This window comes from Herminiimonas sp. Marseille-P9896, from assembly GCF_903993245.1.
GTDB classification, from domain to species: Bacteria; Pseudomonadota; Gammaproteobacteria; order Burkholderiales; family Burkholderiaceae_D; genus Oxalicibacterium; species Oxalicibacterium contaminans.
Window position 1 is genome coordinate 295622 of the sequence record NZ_CAJEVT010000002.1, and the last position, 21222, is coordinate 316843.

At 53.7% G+C, this 21222-nt stretch carries 17 protein-coding genes and 1 tRNA gene; 9 read left to right on the plus strand and 9 right to left on the minus strand.

The annotated features are described in order from the left end of the window. Positions 1-51 precede the first annotated feature (51 nt). Both H7U06_RS06945 and trxB read right to left on the minus strand, forming a co-directional pair. Positions 52-693: a Smr/MutS family protein gene (locus H7U06_RS06945; RefSeq protein ID WP_175625447.1), complete on the minus strand. Its 642-nt coding sequence runs from the start codon at positions 691-693 to the stop codon at positions 52-54. A gap of 95 nt (positions 694-788) precedes the next feature. Next, positions 789-1742 (minus strand): thioredoxin-disulfide reductase, encoded by a 954-nt coding sequence (trxB, locus tag H7U06_RS06950; RefSeq protein ID WP_175625448.1) that lies wholly within the window; start codon positions 1740-1742, stop codon positions 789-791. 296 nt (positions 1743-2038) lie between these two features. Here trxB and H7U06_RS06955 point away from each other — a divergent pair, with 296 nt between their 5' ends. The 3 genes from H7U06_RS06955 to H7U06_RS06965 all read left to right on the plus strand — a co-directional run bounded on the left by H7U06_RS06955 (position 2039) and on the right by H7U06_RS06965 (position 6516). After that, positions 2039-4372 carry a DNA translocase FtsK gene (locus H7U06_RS06955; protein ID WP_175625449.1) on the plus strand — a complete coding sequence of 778 codons (2334 nt, stop codon included), beginning with the start codon at positions 2039-2041 and terminating at the stop codon, positions 4370-4372. Positions 4373-4380: 8 nt separating this feature from the next. Next, positions 4381-5049 (plus strand): outer membrane lipoprotein chaperone LolA, encoded by a 669-nt coding sequence (gene lolA, locus H7U06_RS06960; RefSeq protein ID WP_175625450.1) that lies wholly within the window; start codon positions 4381-4383, stop codon positions 5047-5049. Between the two features lie 165 nt (positions 5050-5214). Beyond that, positions 5215-6516 carry a replication-associated recombination protein A gene (locus H7U06_RS06965; RefSeq protein WP_303049234.1) on the plus strand — a complete coding sequence of 434 codons (1302 nt, stop codon included), beginning with the start codon at positions 5215-5217 and terminating at the stop codon, positions 6514-6516. A gap of 33 nt (positions 6517-6549) precedes the next feature. On the opposite strand, the gene H7U06_RS06970 is transcribed toward H7U06_RS06965, so the two are convergent. Beyond that, positions 6550-6753: a hypothetical protein gene (locus tag H7U06_RS06970; RefSeq protein WP_175625452.1), complete on the minus strand. Its 204-nt coding sequence runs from the start codon at positions 6751-6753 to the stop codon at positions 6550-6552. 147 nt (positions 6754-6900) lie between these two features. On the opposite strand from H7U06_RS06970, the gene serS reads away from it, so the two are divergent. After that, entirely contained in the window at positions 6901-8196 is a 1296-nt protein-coding gene (gene serS, locus H7U06_RS06975) for a serine--tRNA ligase (protein ID WP_175625453.1), read from the plus strand. A gap of 7 nt (positions 8197-8203) precedes the next feature. Here the strand turns inward: serS and H7U06_RS06980 are convergent, their stop codons facing one another. Beyond that, positions 8204-10189 carry a GGDEF domain-containing protein gene (locus tag H7U06_RS06980; protein WP_175625454.1) on the minus strand — a complete coding sequence of 662 codons (1986 nt, stop codon included), beginning with the start codon at positions 10187-10189 and terminating at the stop codon, positions 8204-8206. A 262-nt stretch (positions 10190-10451) separates the two neighbouring features. Here H7U06_RS06980 and H7U06_RS06985 point away from each other — a divergent pair. After that, positions 10452-10542: transfer RNA gene (locus H7U06_RS06985), tRNA-Ser, on the plus strand. Positions 10543-10808: 266 nt separating this feature from the next. Here the strand turns inward: H7U06_RS06985 and H7U06_RS06990 are convergent. From H7U06_RS06990 to H7U06_RS07005, 4 genes are all read right to left on the minus strand, one after another. Further along, on the minus strand, positions 10809-11789 hold the full coding sequence (locus tag H7U06_RS06990; protein ID WP_175625455.1) for a DUF2971 domain-containing protein: 981 nt from the start codon (positions 11787-11789) through the stop codon (positions 10809-10811). A gap of 137 nt (positions 11790-11926) precedes the next feature. After that, on the minus strand, positions 11927-14416 hold the full coding sequence (locus tag H7U06_RS06995) for a TonB-dependent receptor (protein WP_175625456.1): 2490 nt from the start codon (positions 14414-14416) through the stop codon (positions 11927-11929). A gap of 144 nt (positions 14417-14560) precedes the next feature. Next, positions 14561-15619: a FecR domain-containing protein gene (locus tag H7U06_RS07000; RefSeq protein WP_254873163.1), complete on the minus strand. Its 1059-nt coding sequence runs from the start codon at positions 15617-15619 to the stop codon at positions 14561-14563. Further along, positions 15609-16115, minus strand: a complete 507-nt coding sequence (locus tag H7U06_RS07005; protein WP_175625457.1) for a sigma-70 family RNA polymerase sigma factor — start codon at positions 16113-16115, stop codon at positions 15609-15611. The genes H7U06_RS07000 and H7U06_RS07005 overlap by 11 nt, the downstream gene beginning before the upstream one ends. An 840-nt stretch (positions 16116-16955) precedes the next feature. On the opposite strand from H7U06_RS07005, the gene H7U06_RS07010 reads away from it, so the two are divergent. The 4 genes from H7U06_RS07010 to H7U06_RS07025 all read left to right on the plus strand — a co-directional run bounded on the left by H7U06_RS07010 (position 16956) and on the right by H7U06_RS07025 (position 20283). Continuing rightward, the gene (locus H7U06_RS07010; RefSeq protein ID WP_175625458.1) at positions 16956-17207 is read left to right on the plus strand and encodes a hypothetical protein; all 252 of its coding nucleotides are present in this window, start codon (positions 16956-16958) and stop codon (positions 17205-17207) included. An 89-nt stretch (positions 17208-17296) separates the two neighbouring features. Next, entirely contained in the window at positions 17297-17533 is a 237-nt protein-coding gene (locus tag H7U06_RS07015; RefSeq protein ID WP_175625459.1) for a hypothetical protein, read from the plus strand. A gap of 175 nt (positions 17534-17708) precedes the next feature. Then, a complete protein-coding gene (locus H7U06_RS07020; protein ID WP_175625460.1) occupies positions 17709-19067 on the plus strand; it encodes an MgtC/SapB family protein in 1359 nt (452 codons plus the stop codon). A gap of 367 nt (positions 19068-19434) precedes the next feature. Next, positions 19435-20283: a Crp/Fnr family transcriptional regulator gene (locus H7U06_RS07025; protein WP_175625461.1), complete on the plus strand. Its 849-nt coding sequence runs from the start codon at positions 19435-19437 to the stop codon at positions 20281-20283. A 64-nt stretch (positions 20284-20347) separates the two neighbouring features. Here H7U06_RS07025 and H7U06_RS07030 read toward each other — a convergent pair whose 3' ends face one another. After that, complete coding sequence (locus tag H7U06_RS07030) at positions 20348-21031, minus strand: OmpA family protein (RefSeq protein WP_175625462.1); 684 nt, start codon at positions 21029-21031, stop codon at positions 20348-20350. Between the last annotated feature and the right edge of the window lie 191 nt (positions 21032-21222).

Sequence of the window (21222 nt, forward strand, 5' to 3'; positions counted from 1 at the left end):
GTTGCTGACCAGCATCGCGTGGCCGTATCCTGAATACGGCCGCGGCTGGTTTTAGCTTGCCCTGAGCAGTACGATCAAGGCGCCGGCGCCACCGTCGGCCGCCTTGGCCTGGCAAAAGGCGATGACTTCGTCTTTCTGCGTCAGCCAATTCCTTACCTTGTTTTTCAAAACCGGCTCTTTATTGATCGAGCCCAGTCCTTTGCCGTGGATCACGCGTACACAGCGCAAGCCGCGTTTCACCGCGCCACGCAGATACTCACCCAATGCCTCACGCGCCTCATCGGTACGCAAGCCATGCAGGTCGAGCTGACTCTGGATGACCCAGTGGCCGCGACGTAGCTTGCGTATCACGTCCGGTCCTATGCCGTTGCGGGCATAGCTGAGTGCTTCATCGGTATCGAGCAGGGTTTCGACGGTGAAGTCATCCGACATGGATTCGCGCAGGGCTGCTTCTTCGTCGGCCAGGCGCTGGCGGGCGATAGGCAGCGGGCGTGGGCTGCTGGTGTGGAGTTTATTGGAGGGGTTGAGGGGAGCGACATCGCCTATGCTGCGGCGAAACAGGTCGGCTTCCAGCGCGGCGGTTTTTTCCGCTTGCAAGCGTTCTGCCTCGGCAATCTTGCGCGCTTCTTCCTGCTTCTTCAAATCCTTGTGCAAAGATTTGAGTGCGGCAAAATCCTTGATAGAAGCAGGCATGGTGGTACGTCCAAATGGCTAGAGGCGGAAGCAAACTAAATACTGAATAAGGCGTCGCATGCCGGCACTCAGACCGGCATGCGCTGAACTACTGCTTACTCCTGGCTTTCCAGGTAGCGCTGTGCATCCAGTGCGGCCATGCAACCGGTACCGGCGCTGGTGATCGCCTGGCGATAGACGTGATCCTGTACGTCGCCAGCAGCGAAGACGCCAGGGACGCTGGTCGAGGTCGCCATGCCTTCCAGACCGGTCTTGGTTTTAATGTAACCGTTGTTCATTTCCAGCTGGCCTTCAAAAATGCTGGTGTTCGGTTTGTGACCGATCGCGACGAAGACGCCGTGTAGTTTGATATCCGTGGTGCTGCCATCTATGGTCGATTTGATGGTCATGCCAGTCACGCCGCTGTCGTCACCGCACACTTGTTCCAGTGTCGAATTCCATTTGACGTCGATTTTGCCTTCTGCGACTTTGGCCATCAGGCGGTCGATCAGGATGGCTTCGGCGCGGAATTTGTCGCGGCGATGAACCACGGTGACCTTGTTCGCGATATTCGACAGGTAGAGCGCTTCCTCGACTGCGGTATTACCGCCGCCGATAACAGCGACTTCCTGGTTACGATAGAAGAAGCCGTCGCAGGTTGCGCAGGCAGATACGCCTTTGCCCATGAAGGCCTGTTCCGATGGCAGGCCCAGATATTGCGCTGAAGCACCTGTTGCAATGATGAGGGAGTCGCAGGTATATTCGCCGGCGTCGCCTATCAGGCGGATCGGTTTTTCATCCAGCTTGGTAGTGTGGATGTGATCGAAAATGATTTCCGTGTTGAAGCGCTCTGCATGCTGCAGCAAACGCTGCATCAATTCAGGACCTTGCACGCCCAGCGGATCGCCCGGCCAGTTTTCAACATCGGTAGTGGTCATCAATTGACCGCCTTGCTCGACGCCGGTGATTAATACCGGTTTGAGGTTGGCACGTGCGGCATAGACTGCAGCACTGTAACCGGCGGGGCCGGAGCCGAGAATTAAAACGTGGGCGTGTTTTGCGCTGGACATGTGGATAATTAATCGTAAAAAGTGAGTCGGAATGCTGTTTTGAACAGTAAAACCTGCTGCCAGGAGCTTATATATGTCGCTCTGGCATGAAATTTCAAGCTGTTCCTGAATTATTCGGTGTAACCGGGAAAAACTGGTTAAGATTATAGACGAACCAGCCGTTCCAGCAGGGGCGGCAGCCAGAAACGGCGCTTACCTGAGCTTTTATTCTGTGCTTTTTGCAGTATTTACGCCGTTTGCCGCGTTACCCGCGGCAGTCGTGCATGTTGATTATTGACGCTACCGCGTCTGGATTTATGACTAAAACAAGCCAAGCCTACACTCGCAAGACCGACGCCACAAAAGCCCCTCCATTACCGGGCAGACTAGTGCGGCTTCTGTCCGAAGCACGCTGGTTGATACTTGCCGCCCTGACCCTGTACCTGATCCTGATTTTCCTGACGTATTCGCCGGTTGACCCGGGGTGGTCGCACGCGAATGTTGTCGCAAAATTGAATAACGTCGGCGGCCGCGTCGGTGCGTGGATGGCCGATTTGCTGCTCTTCATCTTCGGTTTGTCCGCGTGGTGGATTTGCATCTTCCTGCTGCGCCATGTGTGGGTCGGTTATCGCCGCCTGTCGCAGCGCTTCTTGCTGAAAAAAGAACCCGAACCTGAACACCATCAGGAAGGCCTGATCCGTGGCATCGGTTTTTTCCTGCTGATGACAGGCAGCGTGGCGCTGGAATACCTGCGCATGCACTCGCTCAAGGCTGCATTGCCGCGCTCGCCGGGCGGTGTGCTGGGTGAATTGATCGGTAGCGCGGCGCAAAATACCTTTGGTTTCATGGGTGCGACCTTGTTGCTCTTGCTGGTGTTCGGCCTCGGTTTCAGCCTGTTCTTCCATGTTTCATGGCTCGGCGTCGCAGAGCGCATAGGCGAAACCATAGAGTTGTCTTTCCAGGCTATCCGTAACCTGTACGGTGCACGTGAAGACCGCAAGGTCGGTGTGGTTGCAGCCGTCAAGCGTGAAGAAGTCGTCGTCAATGAACGTGCGAAGATCGTCGACGCGCCACCTATCCGCATTGAGCCCCAAATCATCGCCGTGCCGAAATCCGAACGCGTGGAAAAAGAACGTCAGGTCTCGCTGTTCAACGATTTGCCGGATACCAATCTGCCGCCGCTGTCTTTGCTGGATGAAGCGCCGCAATCGCAGGAAACTGTCAGCATAGAAACCCTGGAATTCACCAGCCGCCTGATCGAGAAAAAACTCTCAGACTTCGGCATCTCGGTGAAAGTCGTTGCTGCTTATCCGGGGCCAGTCGTCACGCGCTATGAAATCGAACCGGCCACCGGCGTCAAAGGCAGCCAGATCGTCGGTCTCGCACGTGACCTGGCGCGCTCCTTGTCACTGACTTCTATCCGCGTGGTGGAAACTATCCCGGGTAAAAATTACATGGCACTTGAGCTGCCGAATCCTAAGCGTCAGATCGTGCGCCTGACCGAGATCGTCAGCTCCAAGGTCTACAACGATAGTTCGTCCAGCCTGACCGTCGCGCTGGGCAAGGATATCGCCGGTAATCCAGTGGTCGCCGATCTGGCCAAGATGCCGCACTTGCTGGTAGCGGGTACGACTGGTTCCGGTAAGTCAGTCGGTATTAACGCGACCATCCTCTCGCTGCTGTACAAATCCGATCCTAACCAGGTACGCCTGATCCTGATCGATCCGAAGATGCTGGAACTGTCGATATACGAAGGCATCCCGCATCTGTTGGCACCTGTTGTCACCGACATGCGCCAGGCCGGCCATGCGCTGAACTGGGGCGTCAACGAGATGGAACGCCGCTATAAGCTGATGAGCAAGCTCGGTGTGCGTAACCTCGCTGGTTACAACACCAAAATCGCCGAAGCGGAAAAGAATGAACAAAAGATTCCGAATCCTTTCAGCCTGACACCGGACGCACCGGAGCCACTGGAAAAACTGCCTACCATCGTCATCATCATCGACGAGTTGGCGGATCTGATGATGGTAGTCGGTAAAAAGGTCGAAGAACTGATCGCACGTATTGCGCAAAAAGCGCGTGCCGCTGGTATCCATCTGATCCTGGCAACGCAGCGTCCGTCGGTGGACGTCATCACCGGTCTGATCAAGGCGAATATCCCGACCCGTATCGCGTTCCAGGTCAGCAGCAAAATCGACTCGCGCACCATCCTCGACCAAATGGGTGCGGAAGCACTGCTGGGTATGGGTGATATGTTGTACATGCCGCCAGGCACCGGCTTGCCGGTACGTGTACATGGCGCTTTTGTTTCCGACGATGAAGTACACCGTGTGGTTGATCACCTGAAAGCTCAGGGTGAACCAAACTATATCGAAGGCATCTTAGAAGGGGGCGTTGCTGAAGACGGCGACTTGTCACTCGGTGCCGAAGGTGGAGCCGGTGGCGAAGCGGATGCCTTGTATGACCAGGCGGTGGCTATCGTATTGAAGAACCGTCGTGCATCCATCTCGCTGGTGCAGCGCCATTTGCGCATAGGCTATAACCGTGCTGCGCGTCTGCTGGAGCAGATGGAGCAAAGCGGTCTGGTCTCCACCATGCAATCCAACGGTAACCGGGAAATCCTGGTGCCGGCTGGAAATACTGCTGAATAAAGGATGGTATGAAGCAATCGCAATCTCTTGTTACAAAATTATTTGCCCCGCGTACTTTGCTCGTCAGTGCCTTGCTGGTCGGCGCTGCTCTGGCTGTGCCGCGCTTTGCGCACGCAGCGGCGCTGGAACAATTCAAATCCTTTGTCGCATCGACGCAATCGGCACGCGGTGAATTCACACAGCAACTGGTGAAAATAGAAAGCGGCACCAGCAAGGTCTCGAATAAATCGACCGGTACCTTCACCTTTGCACGTCCGGGCAAATTCATCTGGATCTATCAAAAGCCGTACGAGCAATTGCTGCAGGCTGACGGCGACAAGCTCTACATCTACGATAAAGACTTGAACCAGGTCACGATCAAGAAACTGGGCGATGCGCTCGGTTCTTCACCTGCCGCCATCCTGTTTGGCAGCAACGACCTGGAAAAGAATTTCACGCTGAAGGAAGCAGGTACCAAGAATGGCCTGGAGTGGCTGGAGGCCACACCTAAGGCCAAGGACACTACCTTCGATCACATCGGCATCGGTTTGCGTAACGGCGTGCCGGAAGCAATGGAGCTGCGTGATTCCTTTGGCCAGGTATCGTTGCTGACCTTTACCAAGTTTGAAAAGAATCCGCCTATGCCAGCGAATCAGTTCAAATTCGTCGTGCCTAAAGGCGCTGACGTTTTTCAGTAATTGCTCAATGCTGCCAATGACGGCAGCCCTGTAAAATAATCGCGACGCCAGTTGAAATATTCGACTGGCGTCGATTTCATTCTTACGACCGCTTTTCAGAATCAGGCTTTATGCGTTCCATCCCTCTTGCCGAACCACATGCGTTGATTTGTGGAGATGTACAACATGTCTGATTTGTTTGCACGCGAGCCTGCTGCGCCGCTGGCGGAAGCACTGCGCCCCAAGACCCTGGATGAGGTAGTAGGGCAGTCGCATCTGCTGGGTGAGGGCAAGCCTTTAAGACTGGCTTTCCAGTCGGGCAAGCCACATTCCATGATCTTCTGGGGGCCACCGGGTGTCGGCAAGACCACGCTGGCACGACTCACCGCGAGTGCCTTCGAGTGCGAATTCATCGCACTGTCCGCAGTGTTCTCCGGCGTAAAAGACATACGCGCGGCGATGGAGCAGGCTGAGCAGAATCTGGCGATGGGCAAGCACACCATCCTGTTCGTGGATGAAATCCACCGATTCAATAAATCGCAACAAGATGCGCTGCTGCCGTATGCAGAAAGTGGCCTGGTCACCTTCATCGGTGCCACCACTGAAAATCCTTCGTTTGAAGTGAATTCGGCGCTGCTGTCCCGGGCGCAAGTCTATGTGCTGAAGTCGCTGACCGACGAAGAGTTGAAACAGTTGCTGCAACGCGCGCAGGAAAAAGCACTGGGTGATCTGCAGTTTGACGAGCAGGCGACCGACACCATTATTGGTTATGCCGATGGTGATGCGCGCCGCTTCCTGAACCTGCTGGAGCAAACGAATACTGCTGCCAATACGACCGGCACCAAAATAGTCACAGCCGAGTTTTTGCAAAATGCCTTGACCCTGAATTCCAGGCGCTTTGATAAAGGCGGCGACAACTTCTATGACCAGATTTCGGCTTTGCATAAATCCGTGCGTGGCTCCCATCCGGACGCTGCGTTGTACTGGTTGACGCGCATGCTGGATGGCGGTGCTGATCCTCGTTACCTGTCACGCCGTATAGTGCGCATGGCGTGGGAGGATATAGGTTTAGCCGATCCACGAGCCATGCAGATCGCCAACGATGCGGCACTGACCTATGAGCGACTAGGTAGTCCGGAAGGGGAGTTGGCCCTGGGGCAGGCGGTCATCTATCTCGCTGTCGCGGCCAAAAGCAATGCGGGTTACAACGCATACAACCAGGCTCGTGCGTTCGTGAAGCAGGATAAAAGCCGTGAGGTTCCGGTGCATCTGCGCAATGCCCCGACCAAGCTCATGAAGGAACTGGGTTACGGGCACGAGTACAGATATGCGCATGACGAGCCGAATGCTTATGCTGCTGGCGAAACTTATCTGCCTGATGACCTGGAAGAGCCAGGCTGGTATCAGCCCGTACCTCGCGGGCTGGAGATCAAGATAGCTGAAAAACTAGCCCTGCTGAAAAAGTGGGATGAAGAGGCCGGGGAGTAATACCCCCCCCCGGTTAAAGCTGGATCGCAGCTGTCAGCCTTCGTTACGACGTATCCGGATTTGCTTCAGGAAGGCATACGCGGCACCGATGCTGACACCTGCAAGCACGCCATAGCCGAGGCTGTGACCGGAATTCAGGAACTGCAAGCCGCCCCAGATCGCCAGGGCGAGGGCTATGACCAGTCCGACGATCAGGACAGTGAGGGAAACCGGGCGCGGTGTGTTTGGATCTTCCATGATTCTGCTTGCTGAGTTCGTAAAGTACGGCAATGGTAACGCAGGCCGGCTGCTGGGAGCCGGCTAGCGATGAATTTTTCCGGCCACGTTGGAATTGGCTTGCGGCTTGGTACAATCTCTACTTATCTCATCTTTTAGCGTTTTTCCATGATAGACATTCAACTTCTTCGTAAAGACATCGATAGCGTTGCCGCCCGCCTGGCAGGCCGCAAGTTCAAGCTCGACGTCGCCGCCTTTAATGCACTGGAAGCGGAGCGCAAGCAGATCCAGTCCAGTACCGAAGACCTGCAAAACAAGCGTAATACGCTGTCCAAGCAAATCGGTGCCTTGAAAGGCAAGGGCGAAGACACCTCCGCTGTGATGGCAGAAGTGGCCGGTATCGGTGACGAGTTGAAAGCCTCGGCAGCGCGCCTGGATGTCTTGCAAACGAAAATCAGCGAATTCATGTTGTCCATTCCTAACTTGCCGCATGAGTCGGTACCGGTCGGTACGGATGAAGCAGGCAATGTGGAATTGCGCAAAGTCGGCACCCCGCGCAGCTTTGATTTTGAAATCCGCGACCACGTCGATGTCGGCGCTGCGCTCGGCCTGGACTTTGATGTCGCAGCCAAGATTACTGGTTCGCGTTTCTCGGTCATGAAAGGCGGCATCGCGCGCCTGCATCGCGCACTGGCGCAATTCATGCTGGATACGCATACCGGTGAGCACGGTTACACCGAGTGTTACACCCCTTACATCGTCAATGCTGACTCGCTGCAGGGTACCGGTCAGTTGCCTAAGTTTGAAGCTGATCTGTTTGCCGTGAAAAAAGGCGGCCAGGAAGGTGAGGGCGAAGCGCTCTACCTGATCCCTACCGCTGAAGTACCGCTGACCAACATCGTGCGCGATGAAATCGTCGCCGGTGACGCTTTGCCTATCCGTATGACCGCACATTCGCCTTGCTTCCGTTCCGAAGCCGGCAGCTATGGCCGCGACACGCGCGGCATGATACGTCAGCACCAATTCGACAAAGTGGAAATGGTGCAGGTCGTCCATCCTGAGAAATCCTACGAAGCGCTGGATGAGATGTGCGGCCATGCCGAAAACATTCTGAAGAAACTGGGCTTGCCTTACCGTGTGATCACACTGTGTACCGGCGACATGGGCTTTGGCGCAACCAAGACTTACGATCTGGAAGTGTGGTTGCCAGCGCAAAATACCTATCGCGAGATTTCTTCGGTATCGAATTGCGAAGCCTTCCAGGCACGTCGTATGCAAGCGCGTTTCCGTAATGCGCAAGGCAAAACGGAATCCGTACATACGTTGAATGGATCAGGCCTGGCAGTTGGTCGTACCCTGGTCGCCTTGCTGGAAAACTATCAGCAGGCAGATGGTAGCGTCACGATCCCGGAAGTGTTGCATCCATATATGGGCGGCTTGCAGCGTCTGACGCCACAAGCCTGAAGCTAGGTCAGGCGACGAGCTCCTGCGCTGCGTCGTCGTCGTTCTGCTTCTCCATCGCATAAGGTCCCTGGCGACGGTCTATAAACAGGCTGTTACCAGGGATTTTTTTCGCCTGTTTTTTCGCATCAGCAGTCGCCGCTGCGATCTGGTGATGCGAACCATAGTGACCGGGTTCGACTTTCACCAGCCCGAGTGAGATGGTGGCCAGGGTATGGAAGACTTGTTTGCCGCGGCGGTCTTCGCTGATGTAGCCACCACGCTTGCGATCTTCGGTGCAATAGAAATCAGGGACGGCTGCGACGAAGGCGTCGATGATGGCGCGGCAGCGTTGTTCCCAGTCTTCACTCTGGAACAGGATGATGAAATCATCGCCACCGATGTGACCAACGAAATCCTTTTGCGGATCACAATGGCCGCTCAGTATCTTGCCGGTCAGACGCAACATGTCATCGCCTTTGCGATAACCGTAGACATCGTTATACGGTTTGAAGTGATCCAGATCGATGTAGCAGGCGCAGAAGCGCGTGCCGTTTTCCAGTAAGCGGTCTATGTGTTCATCGATAGGGACGTTGCCTGGCAACAGCGTCAACGGATTTGCATAGCGCGCAGCATTGATCTGCATCTGCGTAATCTCGCGCATCAAATCATGTGCATTACCCATGCCCATGTACTGACCGTTGTCAGTGATGATGAAGCCGTTAAACAAATGGTGGCGATCAGCATCGACAATGATCTGACTCAAAGCATGCAAGGCGGTGTTCTTGTCTGTGATCAGTGGATTGGCATCCATGAACAGGGTGCACGACTTCTTGCCATGCAGCTCGCGCAGGTAAGGGCGGGCGAAGCGGTCAATCAGGTTTGCACGTGTAATCAGTCCGACAGGGATGCCGTTTGACACGACAGGAATCACTTCCAGCGTTGGATCATTGTTGAACATTTCATAGATACGATTGTTGTGTACTTCCGGTGCGACGGCTTTCACGCTGCGTAGTAGCTTCATCGCCGTCAGCATCTTGTGACCACGACCGTTTTCATGCGGATACACGGCGACGCCATTGTGGCGCAGCAGATTGCGTAAATCGATGGAGAGGGTGGTTGCCGGATTCGCGTGTGGCCGCGCGATCTTATAGCCCTGGCCATACACCACGCCGAGATCGCGGATCATCAGCAACTCGGCATCGGTTTCTATACCTTCGGCAATCACGATGGTGCCGGACTTCTCGGCGATCTCCTGGATAGAGCGTACAAATTGCAGCTTGATCGGATCAAGGTTAATGCCTTGCACGAAGTGCATATCGATCTTCACATACTCCGGCCGCAGCTCCGACCACAGACGCAAGCTGGAAAAGCCTTCACCCAGATCGTCGATCGCGATGCGGAAGCCCATCGCACGGTAATGTGTCACGGCTTCGCGCAGCAAATCGTAATCGTAAGTCGGCTGACTCTCGGTCAGCTCGATAATCACGCGTTCCGGATTGATGCCGACTTCATGGATATAACCGAGGGTTTCACCATGTTTGACGTCAGGCTGAATCAGACATTCAGGGCTGACGTTGAGAAACAACTTTCCCGGCAGGCGCAGCTCCGCAAATTTTTCCAGCGTAATGCGACGGCACAGGTGCTCGACTTCGACGCTGAGATTGCAGGCACGTGCGACTTTGAACAAGTTCAAAGGGGAGTGCAGCGGACTATCGGATGGGCCGCGTATCAAGCCTTCGTAGCCGATGATCTCACCGCTTTGCATGCGGATGATGGGTTGGAACAGCGGAGTCAGCTGGCGATGTTCGATGACTTCCTTCAAGCGCTGTACGAGATGATCCGCAGCTTGATCCGTGTCTTCATACTGCGCATTATTTTGGGCGACGGATGACAAATGAGCCTCCTTGGTCTTGAACCGTAAGGGCTGGGGCATAGAAATGGCTGACAGCGCCCATGCTTTATCGGCTAGCGGATACCTTCGTGTCTTGCTGGTCTGTACAGGGGAAAAGAACATCTAAATGACTCTTGGCTTAGTCGCTGCATATGCTGAGCGGATTGATCTCTGCCGAATGTTACTGGCCAATTATGACAAGATGATGATAGGAAACATTATATTTTTGATAATTTATTGAGAGGGGAGCGGATGAAGTTGTGGCGCGAATTCAGAAATTTTTTGCGTACATCTTCAACAAAGTGAAGAGAAGGTTTCCCGTCGCGCAAGACTCTGATATAATTTTTTGCTTCGCGGTATTCGACCATCGCGAAGGCAGTATCCAGGAGAGGTGGCAGAGTGGTCGAATGTACCTGACTCGAAATCAGGCGTACGGTTTTCCCGTACCGTGGGTTCGAATCCCACCCTCTCCGCCAATATTCAGTAAAAAAGCCCGCGCAAGCGGGCTTTTTTATTTTCCGCGGAGAGGAGCAAGCCCAAGGCTTGCGCGTGGGATTCGAAGGGTTGCGCTTGCAAGCGCAACCGCGGCCTGCGGAACGTAGGCGAATCCCACTTTCAATTTAAAAGCCCGCTTATGCGGGCTTTTCTATAAGTGCCGGGAGGGGCGAGCTAATAGCTTAGCGTGAATGTTAGGTATGCAGGGCTAAGGTATGTAGGGGCGCGTGCCACTATCCAGATCGTTCTATGCGATATTTCGCAGTGGTATTCCTGAAACAATTACTTTTTCAGATGGATTTTCGATACCTATGTCGGACAGTAGGGAAATGAAGGCCTCTTTTATTGTCTTAGGAAATTCAGTGGGTCCTATAATTATTCGATTCAGGAGTCCAGGAAGTGCAAGTCCAACCAAGCCATCTTCAGGTTGATCTTGAAGTTGAATTTTTTGAACTCGTTGTGGAATACCATTGATAACTTCAATTGAAGAGTTAAGTAATCCATTTCCATACATTTTGGGCACAGCAATAACTCGCCATTCTTTTTCCTCCAAAAATCCAGTGTGTTTGGTTGAAAGAACAGCAAAATGCAACATCGTAAAGATTGCGTTTCGTACTCGCTCACGCCCTAGAGAAATGAGAAATGCGGGCGAATTTTCTATATTGTTTATTACTGTTTCAAATTGCTGTTTAATTTCATGCGCTGTCATGTATCCGACAGGGCTTGTATAAGCGGACAAAACATCTGAAGCGCCATCCGTAATGACATGGCCATTGAGAATTAAGGCAACGCCTGATCGACCACCATAGGCACGCCACATTGATAGCCTTCCATGTGTATCTTCACTCGGGTTATGTTCGGAGATACAGGTTATGTAGGTATTTTCCTTAAATTGAGGAAGCCAGCCGTTAAACAAATCTTCTACTTCTTTTGTCAGGCCTGGAAATTGCTGGTCGACTACCTTTTTGAATCTCCCTTGCAATGGTTCATCGCGGTAGGCATCAAGCAAGCAATCTAATCCATGTTCGACTTCCATGTAGTCATTCATCATAGTTACATTGCGCATCCAAATTTCATTTTTTTTTAAAATATTGACGGCCGTTTCTGCGTTAGTGTAATAGGCAAAGCGTCCGCCGTTTTCCTTTATTTTTTTTGTTGCCTCATATGCATTTGGAAAAAATACTCGCTTAATCTCATTAATGGTTTCTTGGTCTTTCTGGTTCAGCATGGAAGCCCCCTCCCTTAGATTTTATGAATTCTTTAAAGGTATCGTAGCATGTAGATGAATATTTCCATTTGCTAGTTGTAGTTAAAAAAAAGCCCGCATAAGCGGGCTTTTTGAATATTGAATCTGCTAACTAACAATCAGAAGTTAGCCCGCAAAGTCACCATCACATTACGCGGGTCGCCGTAGTAATAGCTGATACCGGTAGGTCCATATTTCTTGTAGTAGACTTTATCAAATACGTTGTTCACGTTCATTTGTATCGAATAAGTCTTGTCGAAGCGATAGCCAACCATGGCGTTGTAGACAGCATAACCACCCTGGCGCGAGGTGATGGCACCCGAACGGACAAAGGAGTCACTTTGCATCTGCGCGCCGCCGCCGATGGTCCAGCCTTGGGTTTCACCGCCGATGCGGTAGCTGGTGAAGACGCGCAACTGGTGCCGCGGATCTATGCTGCGCAGCGGTTGTCCGGTGTTGGCAACCGTATCCTTCAGATACTTGGTACGTGTGTTCGTATAGCCCGCCATCATTTGCCAGCCTGGAGCCAACTCACCCGACAGTTCCATTTCCCAGCCATCGCTACGCTGTTTGCCGCCAGCGACACGGCAGTAACCAGTGGTGTAGTAGGGCAGGCACGGGCTGTATGAGCTGGTGTCTTCTACTGCCTTGCCATTGTTGTTGATGCGGAAGATACCCAGCGATGCGTTGAGGCGGCCATTAAAGAATTCGCCTTTGACACCAGCTTCATAATCCTGGCCGGTGACTGGTGGCAGGATGTTGCCATTGGCATCCTTGGCGTCTTGCGGCGTGAATATCTCAGTGTAGCTGGCATAGGCGCTGAGCTGTTTCGACAATTCGTAGGTCAGGGCAGCGTAAGGTGTGATTTCCTTGTTGACTTCATAGTTGCTGGCTGGCGTACGCGGTGCCTTGTAATCCCACCAGCTTACGCGTGCACCGATGATGAGCGTGAGCGGATCGGTAAGTGAGAGACGGGCTGTTCCATAAATACCTTGCTGACTGGTCGTGGACGGTGCGCCCGTGCCTGTGATGGTCGGGAAGGTCTCAGGATAGCTGGTGTATGGGTCCCAGTTACGGATGTCGACGCCTGCAAGTTTGTTCTGATTACCTACGCCATTGGTCGCGACCGCTTTGTTGCGCAGTGATTCAGCGCCGACGACTAATTCATGTTTACGGCCGAACAGTGTGAACGGTCCGTTGGCGCTGGTAGCCAATACGAGCTGGTCGCTGGCATCGCCGGTGTACATGGATGTCGTGACATCAAAGAGATAAGGGTTGGTAGTACTTGCACGCGTGAAGTAGCTTTGCTTGAAGCCGTTATCCTTCATGCGTAGTCGGGTGTATGCTGCACTTGCCTTGAAGGTCCAGTCGTTATCGAAGCGATGTACCAGCTCGGTCATCGCCTGCTGGTTATAACGGTTCCAGGTATTCCATGCTGCGCCCAGATACATGTCGCGCGGCAGATTCAATGGTGTGCCGTCGAAGTTGCCTGGCAGATTACCCCATGCGCCGGTGGCGTCCAGGTCGGTGTGTTGCAGGCTGGCGGTGAGAGTGGTGCGCGGACCGAGGTCGGCTTCGAGTACACCGTAGAACACCTTGCGGTCTTCATGCCGTGCTTTCTGGAAGAAGTCTTTGGAATCATCGACTGCGACTATACGGCCGCGCAATGTGCCTGCTTCATTCAATGGCCCGGAGATGTCTGCTTCGAGGCGGCGACGATCCCAGGAGCCCAGTGTCAATGCGGCGGAAACCTGGAATTCATGAGTAGGGCGTTTGCGCACCATGTTGACGGTGGCGGATGGATTGCCTGAACCACGGATCATGCCCGATGCACCGCGCAAGACTTCAACTCTATCCAGTACAGCCGTATCTGGCTGCACGAAGATGGAGCCGCTCTGGTTCATGGTGAGGCCATCGATTTGCAGGGCGTCGATCTGGAAGCCGCGCGAGAAGTAGGTGACGCGTTCACTATCGGTGTAGTCGACGGTAACGCCGGGTGTGTTTTGCAATACATCGGTGAGATCCAACAAGCCGCGATCTTCAATCAGCTGACGAGTCAGCACCGTGACAGGCTGCGGTGTTTCGCGCAGGGTTCTGGTTGATTTACCTACGGTGGTGGCGCGCGCAGCATAGGAGCGGCTGCCTTCTGAATTCGCATCCAGCGTTGGTGCGATGACGGACACAGTCGGCAGGGTGGTGTCGCTGACAGTCTGGCGACGTACCTTATAGCCACCGTTGGCACCCGGTATGGCCTCCAGCTTGTGCGGTGTGAGCAAGATGCTCAAGCCACTCGCGACGCTTTGTTTGCCTTGCAAACCATCACTGCGCAAACCACTGGTCAGCGCAGGATCGATGGCGATCATCACGCCTGCTGCACGACCGAAGCTGCCCAATACCTGATCCAGCGAACCTGCCGGAATATTGTATGACCGCACTTGGTCCGATTGTGCTGTTGCGTCTGCTGTACTTTGCGCCATCGCTGGTATCAGCGTTGCGCCGCCCAGCAGCAGTACGCCGCATAGTGCGATACGCGCAGCATGGGCAATCGGCGTCAGGGTTAGCGGCGCGGGGCGATGCAGACCGGCATCGGACTGGTGGTACAGGGGCATGGTGTTTCCTTTTCGTATCAAGCTGAAGATGCGGTGCCGCTTGTATTTGCAGCACCTCTATCCTGGTTGATGCGCGAAATCGGTAAACCTGCCTACACAATTGAAAATATTTTTATCCGGAGTGGATGACGGTCAGAAATGGTCTTAAGTTTGTGGGCTGGCCACTATCGTGGTCCAGTAACGGGTCATGCTGCGCACTTGCAAAGGCAGGGTTTCTTCCAGCAATGTGAGCACGGCGTCCGGATCGCGCAGCGGATAGGAACCGCTGACCAGCAGATCGGCTACCGCCGGATCGCAGCGTAGTACGCCGGGGCGATAGCGATCCAGCTCTGCGGCGAAATCGGCCAGGCGCATGCGCTCGACTACCAGCACGCCATCTGTCCACGCGGCGCTGCTGTTATCAAGTGCAAATGGAGTAAATGCTGCGAGGTCGGTGAAGTGGGTTTGTTCCCCCGCGTTAACGCGTTGGCTGATGCCGTCAGCGGGTGTGACATTGACTGCACCTTCCAGTACTGCCACTGCGGTGGACGACGGGCTTTCGTTATAGCGCACTGTGAAACGAGTACCGATAGGGCGGATGTGGCCATTGCTGGTGACCAGTTCGAATGGACGACCCGTTTGATCTTTTGCAGTTTCGACCATGATCTCGCCACGACGCAACACGAGCTGGCGTAATTCATCATTGAAATAGACGTCGATCGCTGTCGCCGTGTTGAGCATGATGTGCGTGCCATCGGCGAGGACGATGTTGCGTTGCTCACCGGTTGCAGTCTGGTGCTCGGCCATTGCCGTTTGCCAGACTGGCTGCTTGCGTACTACCGCAGCGCTTGCTCCCAGCAGAACCAGGCCGAACAGCGATTTCAGGACGATGCGGCGATTGCCGTGTTCGCTGTTGCGCAATACCGAACGCAACACAGGTGGTGCCAGGTAGTCACCGCTGCTGCGCAAATCCTGTCCGAGTGCATGCAGGCGTTGCCATGCTTGTTCATGCCTGCTGTCGGACGCACGCCAGGCGGCACATGCCTGACGCTCAGACGGACTGGCGCTACCGGATTGCAACGTGACGAGCCAGACGATCGCCTGTTTGACGATAGTCGAGTCGATCGCGCTGTCGGTGTCGTCATCGCGTTCGACGTGTGGCGAGAATAGTGTGCGGATGTGCATCGGATGACGATGGTCGGAAGTATTTTGCTTAAGCGGCATAGACGGCCGCATAACAGTGTTGAAAGGCGCGGATCATGGATTTCTGTACCGCATTGACGGACATGTCGTACTGTGCGGCGATCTCTGCATAGGTCAGCCCATCCAGTTGTGCCAGCAGGAAGATCTCGCGCACGCGTGGCGACAAGCCATCGAGTACACGGCTGATTGCAGTCAGCGCTTCGACTACCAGCATCCTTGCTTCAGGTGAGGGGACGGTGTCTTCCGGCATCCCGGCCAGTGCATCCAGGTAGGCGCGTTCCAGTGCAAGCCGACGGAAATATTGAGCAGTGAGGCGGGATGCCACGGTGGTGAGATAGGCGCGCGGTTCGCGTATCAGTTCTTCACTACGTATGGTTAGTAAGCGTGTGAAGGTGTCTTGCGCCAGGTCGTTGGCATTGTCTGCATTCCCCAGCTTCCGGCGTAGCAAGCCGACCAGCCAGCCATGATGATGGCTGTATATATGGGCGACTGAATCGGAATGACTGGCGGGATGCACGGTTTGCTCCAGTGGTGCGATGTCTGGCGGACATCGTTAAGCTGGCTTGCAATCCGAGAGACGCTGGCTGGGCTTTGTTGAGAATGATTCTCATTATTGCAAGATGCGCATGCCACGTCAATTTGTATCGGGGCTGGTGTTGCGTGAGGTGTACAGCTGTCGACTATTTCGTTTGCACAGCGAAACACTGGCTGGGTAAGGCTAAGCAGGAATGTAAGCGGGAGATTCGCCAGGCTGCGGATAAAAAAATAGGGCGGCTCCGGTAAGGAAGTCGCCCCAAAGAGTATCGAAGGAAAAGATGCAGGTCGAGTATCACTGAATCTTTTTTGCTTGACGATCCCATGTACATGGGATTTTTTCATTTATTTTTCATTTATTTGTTGGCGCGTCGGTGGATATCTTCATTTTAAGCAGGATAAATAATTTCTTTGAGATCAAACGCTTAGCTCACTAGCCGCATGCTTATCCACAGGACTGTCCACAGAATGCGGGGATAAGTCTGTATGGGTGGGTGAGTTGTACGCTGTCCTCAACTGGATGAGCCACTTCAAGATATCAACACTTGTAAATTCAAAGCCATGTTTGAAAGCAGCCGAAAAAAACATGGGCCGCCTTGTTGCCAGGGCGGCCCGAAGAGACATCAATGGAGTTGTAATTTGTTTGTGATTATCGGGTGTCTCGCTGGCAATAGCGATCCCATGTGTATGGGATATCGTGGTTTTCTATAGACAGACTAAATCTGTCAGGCACATGCTCATGCGTGGATAGCCGCTTCAGCGATGGCATCGAATCTGTAAATGCGGTCCATGTTAGGATGGTCAGGCTGACAAGGAGACAGAGATGCCGTCTGAAAAAATTGGTGAATATGAAGTCGAATGTTCCGCCGTCGAGTTGATAGGCGCACCAGGCTGGGTCGCACACCTGGCGATTTACGGGCATTCACATAATCCCATGCACAGAAATAATGTATTTCCCGATCAGCGTGTGTCGCTGGATGCAGTGTTCCCCACCAAAGAAGAAGCAGAAGCGGAAGCACATCGGGTGGCACTGACCATGCTGACGCCGAATAGCAATGGTCCAAGCGAACACTGATTGAATAGACGTAGCACCACTGTACTTTCCGTTCTCACTGTGTAAATGCATGTGCAAGTAGTGATGCACACTTATTTGAGGAGTGAATCATGAGTCGAGTGCCTGATGCTGTTTATAAGGGATATGAGATTTTCACCATCGTTGTGCCTGTCAGCGAGAACCTGTGGTCTGCCACCAGCGAGATAGAAGTGCATGGTGCGCAGGGCGAAGAAATATCGCAAGGTTTTGCCGGTCCGTTTGAAGCGCATAGCAGCGATGAAGCGAAGGCTCTGGTGATCGCAGATACCAAACAAAAGATAGACGACTTGCTGGCGCAACCGATTTGAATTGCGCAGTCCCTGGCGCAAGCCTTACTAGTAGTCTGCATCCGCTACTTGAATAATCGTTCGCGAACAATGATGCGTATGCCATAAGTGCGTATGCATATGCGGACTCCGAGCGGACAATTACCACCCGGTGGTTTATAGTCGCTTGTTACACGTTTTTTTCTGTTTATGTCCCATGACTGATCCACACACTGCCAACGCCGTCGTCGAACCATTGATCCAGGTCGGCATGTCGCTGCCTGAAATTAAATGGCCTTACCTGGTCAGCCTCACCCGTTTAAGTCTGGCTTTGGCACTGGGTTTGCTGATCGGCCTCGAGCGCGAGCGTCGCGGCAAGGAAGCAGGGCTGCGCACGTTTTCGCTGATTGCGCTATTGGGTGCAATGGGTGGCACACTCGGTGATAACTATGCATACCTGATTCTGTTCCTGGTCGGCATCCTGACGGTCTTCCTGAATGTGCAGCGTTTGCGCACCGATGACAGCAGCGAGTTGACGACTTCGGCAGCGATGCTGATTACCTGCGTGGCGGGGATTTTGTGCGGCAAGGGACATACCGCAACACCGGCTTCCATCATCGTTATCGTCACCGCACTGCTGGCGTGGAAAGATAGGCTGACCGGTTTCAGTCTCGGCCTGACAGAAAATGAAATGCGCTCGGCGCTGTTGCTGGCGATTCTGGCGATCGTGATTTATCCGGCACTGCCCGTTGGTGCGATAGGGCCGTGGAAGCTGATAGAACCGCGCGCGGCATGGGTGACAGTGATCCTGATTGCCGGTATCGGCTTCGTCAACTATGTGTTGTGGAAGTTGTACGGCACGCGCGGCATTGTGATGACGGGCTTCCTCGGTGGTCTGGTGAATAGCAGCATTACCGTCAGCGAGTTGGCTTCGCGGGCGCGTGATAATCAGCGTGATACTGTCAGCGCAGCTTATCGCGGTATTTTGCTGGCTACCGCCGCGATGCTGATCCGTAACGGCGGCTTGCTATTGATACTGGCACCAGCGGCGGCATTTTCGGCATTGATTCCGTTCGTCCTGATGCTGGTCATCAATGCAGTCTGGTTCTTCATCGATACCGATACCGTGAAGAAGACAGCAGAGGCACAGACGCAAACCGTTGCACTGCCTTTGCCGTTCTCTTTAAGCGCTGCATTGAAATACGGTTTGCTGTTCCTGATCCTGCATATCGCGGGTGTGATTGCGCAACAAGGTTTTGGTGAAGCCGGGTTCTATGCGGTCAGCCTGATTGGTGGTGTGGTGTCCAGTGCCAGTGCGGTGGCGGCAGCCGCCAGCCTGGTGACCGGTGGTTCGATACCTGAGCACGTTGCCTCGACCGGCGCGGTGATCGCTTCGCTGGCGAGTGTCCTGATTAACTTGCCGCTGGTATTGCGCGCGCACAATCGTGGACTGACCTTGCGACTGACTATCGCCATGCTGTCGATTTCGGTGGTGGGTATCGTCGGCGCGTTTGTCGCGAAACCGCTGATAAGTTTCCTGATAGAAGCATTTCCGATGTTGTCCCAGTTTAATTAGTGAGTACCGGGGAGAGAGCAGCTTTGCCACGGAGTAAGACAGCGTTATATGAATTCGCAACTATGCAAATAATTAATTGATCCTTGGGTTATATGTTGCGGTGCAGTATAGTGGCTCTGTCTCCTCCAACTCCTCAAGAATTGGATTCAGCCCGCTCCCACAAGGACGCGGGCTATTTTTTTTGCCTGTTCGCAGGGAAATGTTGCCAAGCGAGAATTAAAGTTTCCAGATGCAAACGAAAAACATGTTTTTGTTATCTTTTTGTCAGTGTGATCTCACACGAGAATGGGATATGCGCTGATTTTGATATGCGCTAGCCAGTGCAATGATGAAACCGTGGAAATTTTGACTATCCAGGGAGGAACACATGGCACAGATCGCTAACCATCGAAACACCGTTGCAAGCCATCAGATTGTGAACTCCAACGCGATTGCCGCGTTGAGGATGAAGGGTGACGCTGCTTACGATGCGCTACAGCACAGACCAGTAGCACCCAGGGCTTTGGCCGGTTTGCATGGTCATCACCCGCAACACAATGGTTTGCTGGCAACCTTGCCGGAAGCCGATTATGCTCGCCTGTCGCAGCATCTGGAATTCGTCGACATGCCTTTTGGTACGACGATATGTGAAGCTGGTGAACAGATGCAGTATGTCTACTTCCTCACCAGCAGCATCGTGTCGCTGCTGTATGAAACTGCCGACGGTGCATCCTCGGAAACCGCAGTGATCGGTTACGAAGGTATCGTAGGTGCAGATGTCTTCATGGGTGGTGGTGCATCCTTGCACCGTGCTTTTGTCAAAAGCGCCGGTTACGGTTTCCGTATCAAGGCTTCCATCCTGAACGAAGAATTTGCCCGCGGCGGCGCTATGCAACAATTGCTGCTGCGCTTCACACAGGCTTTGTTTACGCAAATGGCGCATACCGTTGCCTGCAATCGTCATCACACCATCGTGCAACAACTGTGTCGCTGGCTGGTACTCAGCCTGGATAGACTGCCGGGTGACAAGATCAGCATGACGCAGGACCTGATTGCCAATATGCTGGGTGTGCGCCGCGAGAGCGTGACCGAAGCAGCGCGCAAATTGCAGGATGAAGGTTTGATTCAATACAGCCGTGGCCAGATTACCGTGCTGGATCGCGATGGCCTGGAAGCGCATATCTGTGAGTGCTATGCAGGCATCAAGAAAGTGTATGAAGGCTTGCTGAAGAACTAGCTTGCTGCCGCTATGAAAAAAGCCCCGCATGCGGGGCTTTTTTGTGGGCATCAACTAATGCGGATTAGCGCAAAGGCTGTGGCTGATGTTGTTGCGGTTGTTGCTGTTGTGGTTCAGCGACGAAGATTTCAACACGACGATTACGTGCACGACCGGCTGCATCACCGTTGCTGGCGATCGGTTCGCGGCTGCCACGGCCATCTACCTGGATGCGTTGTGGTGAGACGCCACGACCTGCGAGGTAATCGCGGGTACGTGCAGCACGATCAAAGGACAATGGATTGTTGATCGCATCGGTACCGGTGCTATCGGTATGACCGATGATGGTGACAGTAGCGGTTGGGTTTTCTACCAGGCCGGAAGCAAAGCGATCAAGGATAGGTTGCAGGCTAGGATTGATATCGGAACGACCGGTAGCAAACGAAATGTCGCTAGGGATTTCCAGCTTCAGGCGATTGTCCGCGGTCTGGCTGACTTGTACGCCAGTGCCCTGGGTTGCCTGTTCCATCTGACGCTTTTGATTTTCCATGCGGCTGGACCAGACGTTACCTGCGACTGCACCAATCACGCCACCGATTGCTGCGCCGCCTGCGATGTTGCGCGAGCCGCCGGTGATGCCGCCGAGCAGCGCACCCACGCCTGCGCCTATACCTGCACCTTGTGCGGTACCGCGTTCTGTTTCAGACATATTGGCACAGCCGGAGAGGGCTAGTACTGCGGCAAGGCTGCCGATCATTAATGTGCGCATGATGAATTCCCTTATAAAAGATATGGTTTAACAACGCGTAATGAGTATTCGTTGGCCAGGTACACGCTGCAGCGCCGAACATTCATCATAATGCAGTTTCCGGCAAATGACAGTGCAGTTCTGCATGCTGTATCCATGTGCAGCATCGTTTATTTGTTCGATGCTGGTACAGCGCAAATAACGGTTTTTCA

Bases quoted from the DNA above. Each gene is read 5' to 3' on its own strand.
- H7U06_RS06945 (WP_175625447.1), bottom strand. From the start codon at position 693: ATGCCTGCTTCTATCAAGGATTTTGCCGCACTCAAATCTTTGCACAAG.
- trxB (WP_175625448.1), bottom strand. From the start codon at position 1,742: ATGTCCAGCGCAAAACACGCCCACGTTTTAATTCTCGGCTCCGGCCCC.
- H7U06_RS06955 (WP_175625449.1), top strand. From the start codon at position 2,039: ATGACTAAAACAAGCCAAGCCTACACTCGCAAGACCGACGCCACAAAA.
- lolA (WP_175625450.1), top strand. From the start codon at position 4,381: ATGAAGCAATCGCAATCTCTTGTTACAAAATTATTTGCCCCGCGTACT.
- H7U06_RS06965 (WP_303049234.1), top strand. From the start codon at position 5,215: ATGTCTGATTTGTTTGCACGCGAGCCTGCTGCGCCGCTGGCGGAAGCA.
- H7U06_RS06970 (WP_175625452.1), bottom strand. From the start codon at position 6,753: ATGGAAGATCCAAACACACCGCGCCCGGTTTCCCTCACTGTCCTGATC.
- serS (WP_175625453.1), top strand. From the start codon at position 6,901: ATGATAGACATTCAACTTCTTCGTAAAGACATCGATAGCGTTGCCGCC.
- H7U06_RS06980 (WP_175625454.1), bottom strand. From the start codon at position 10,189: ATGTTCTTTTCCCCTGTACAGACCAGCAAGACACGAAGGTATCCGCTA.
- H7U06_RS06990 (WP_175625455.1), bottom strand. From the start codon at position 11,789: ATGCTGAACCAGAAAGACCAAGAAACCATTAATGAGATTAAGCGAGTA.
- H7U06_RS06995 (WP_175625456.1), bottom strand. From the start codon at position 14,416: ATGCCCCTGTACCACCAGTCCGATGCCGGTCTGCATCGCCCCGCGCCG.
- H7U06_RS07000 (WP_254873163.1), bottom strand. From the start codon at position 15,619: ATGCCGCTTAAGCAAAATACTTCCGACCATCGTCATCCGATGCACATC.
- H7U06_RS07010 (WP_175625458.1), top strand. From the start codon at position 16,956: ATGCCGTCTGAAAAAATTGGTGAATATGAAGTCGAATGTTCCGCCGTC.
- H7U06_RS07015 (WP_175625459.1), top strand. From the start codon at position 17,297: ATGAGTCGAGTGCCTGATGCTGTTTATAAGGGATATGAGATTTTCACC.
- H7U06_RS07020 (WP_175625460.1), top strand. From the start codon at position 17,709: ATGACTGATCCACACACTGCCAACGCCGTCGTCGAACCATTGATCCAG.
- H7U06_RS07025 (WP_175625461.1), top strand. From the start codon at position 19,435: ATGGCACAGATCGCTAACCATCGAAACACCGTTGCAAGCCATCAGATT.
- H7U06_RS07030 (WP_175625462.1), bottom strand. From the start codon at position 21,031: ATGCGCACATTAATGATCGGCAGCCTTGCCGCAGTACTAGCCCTCTCC.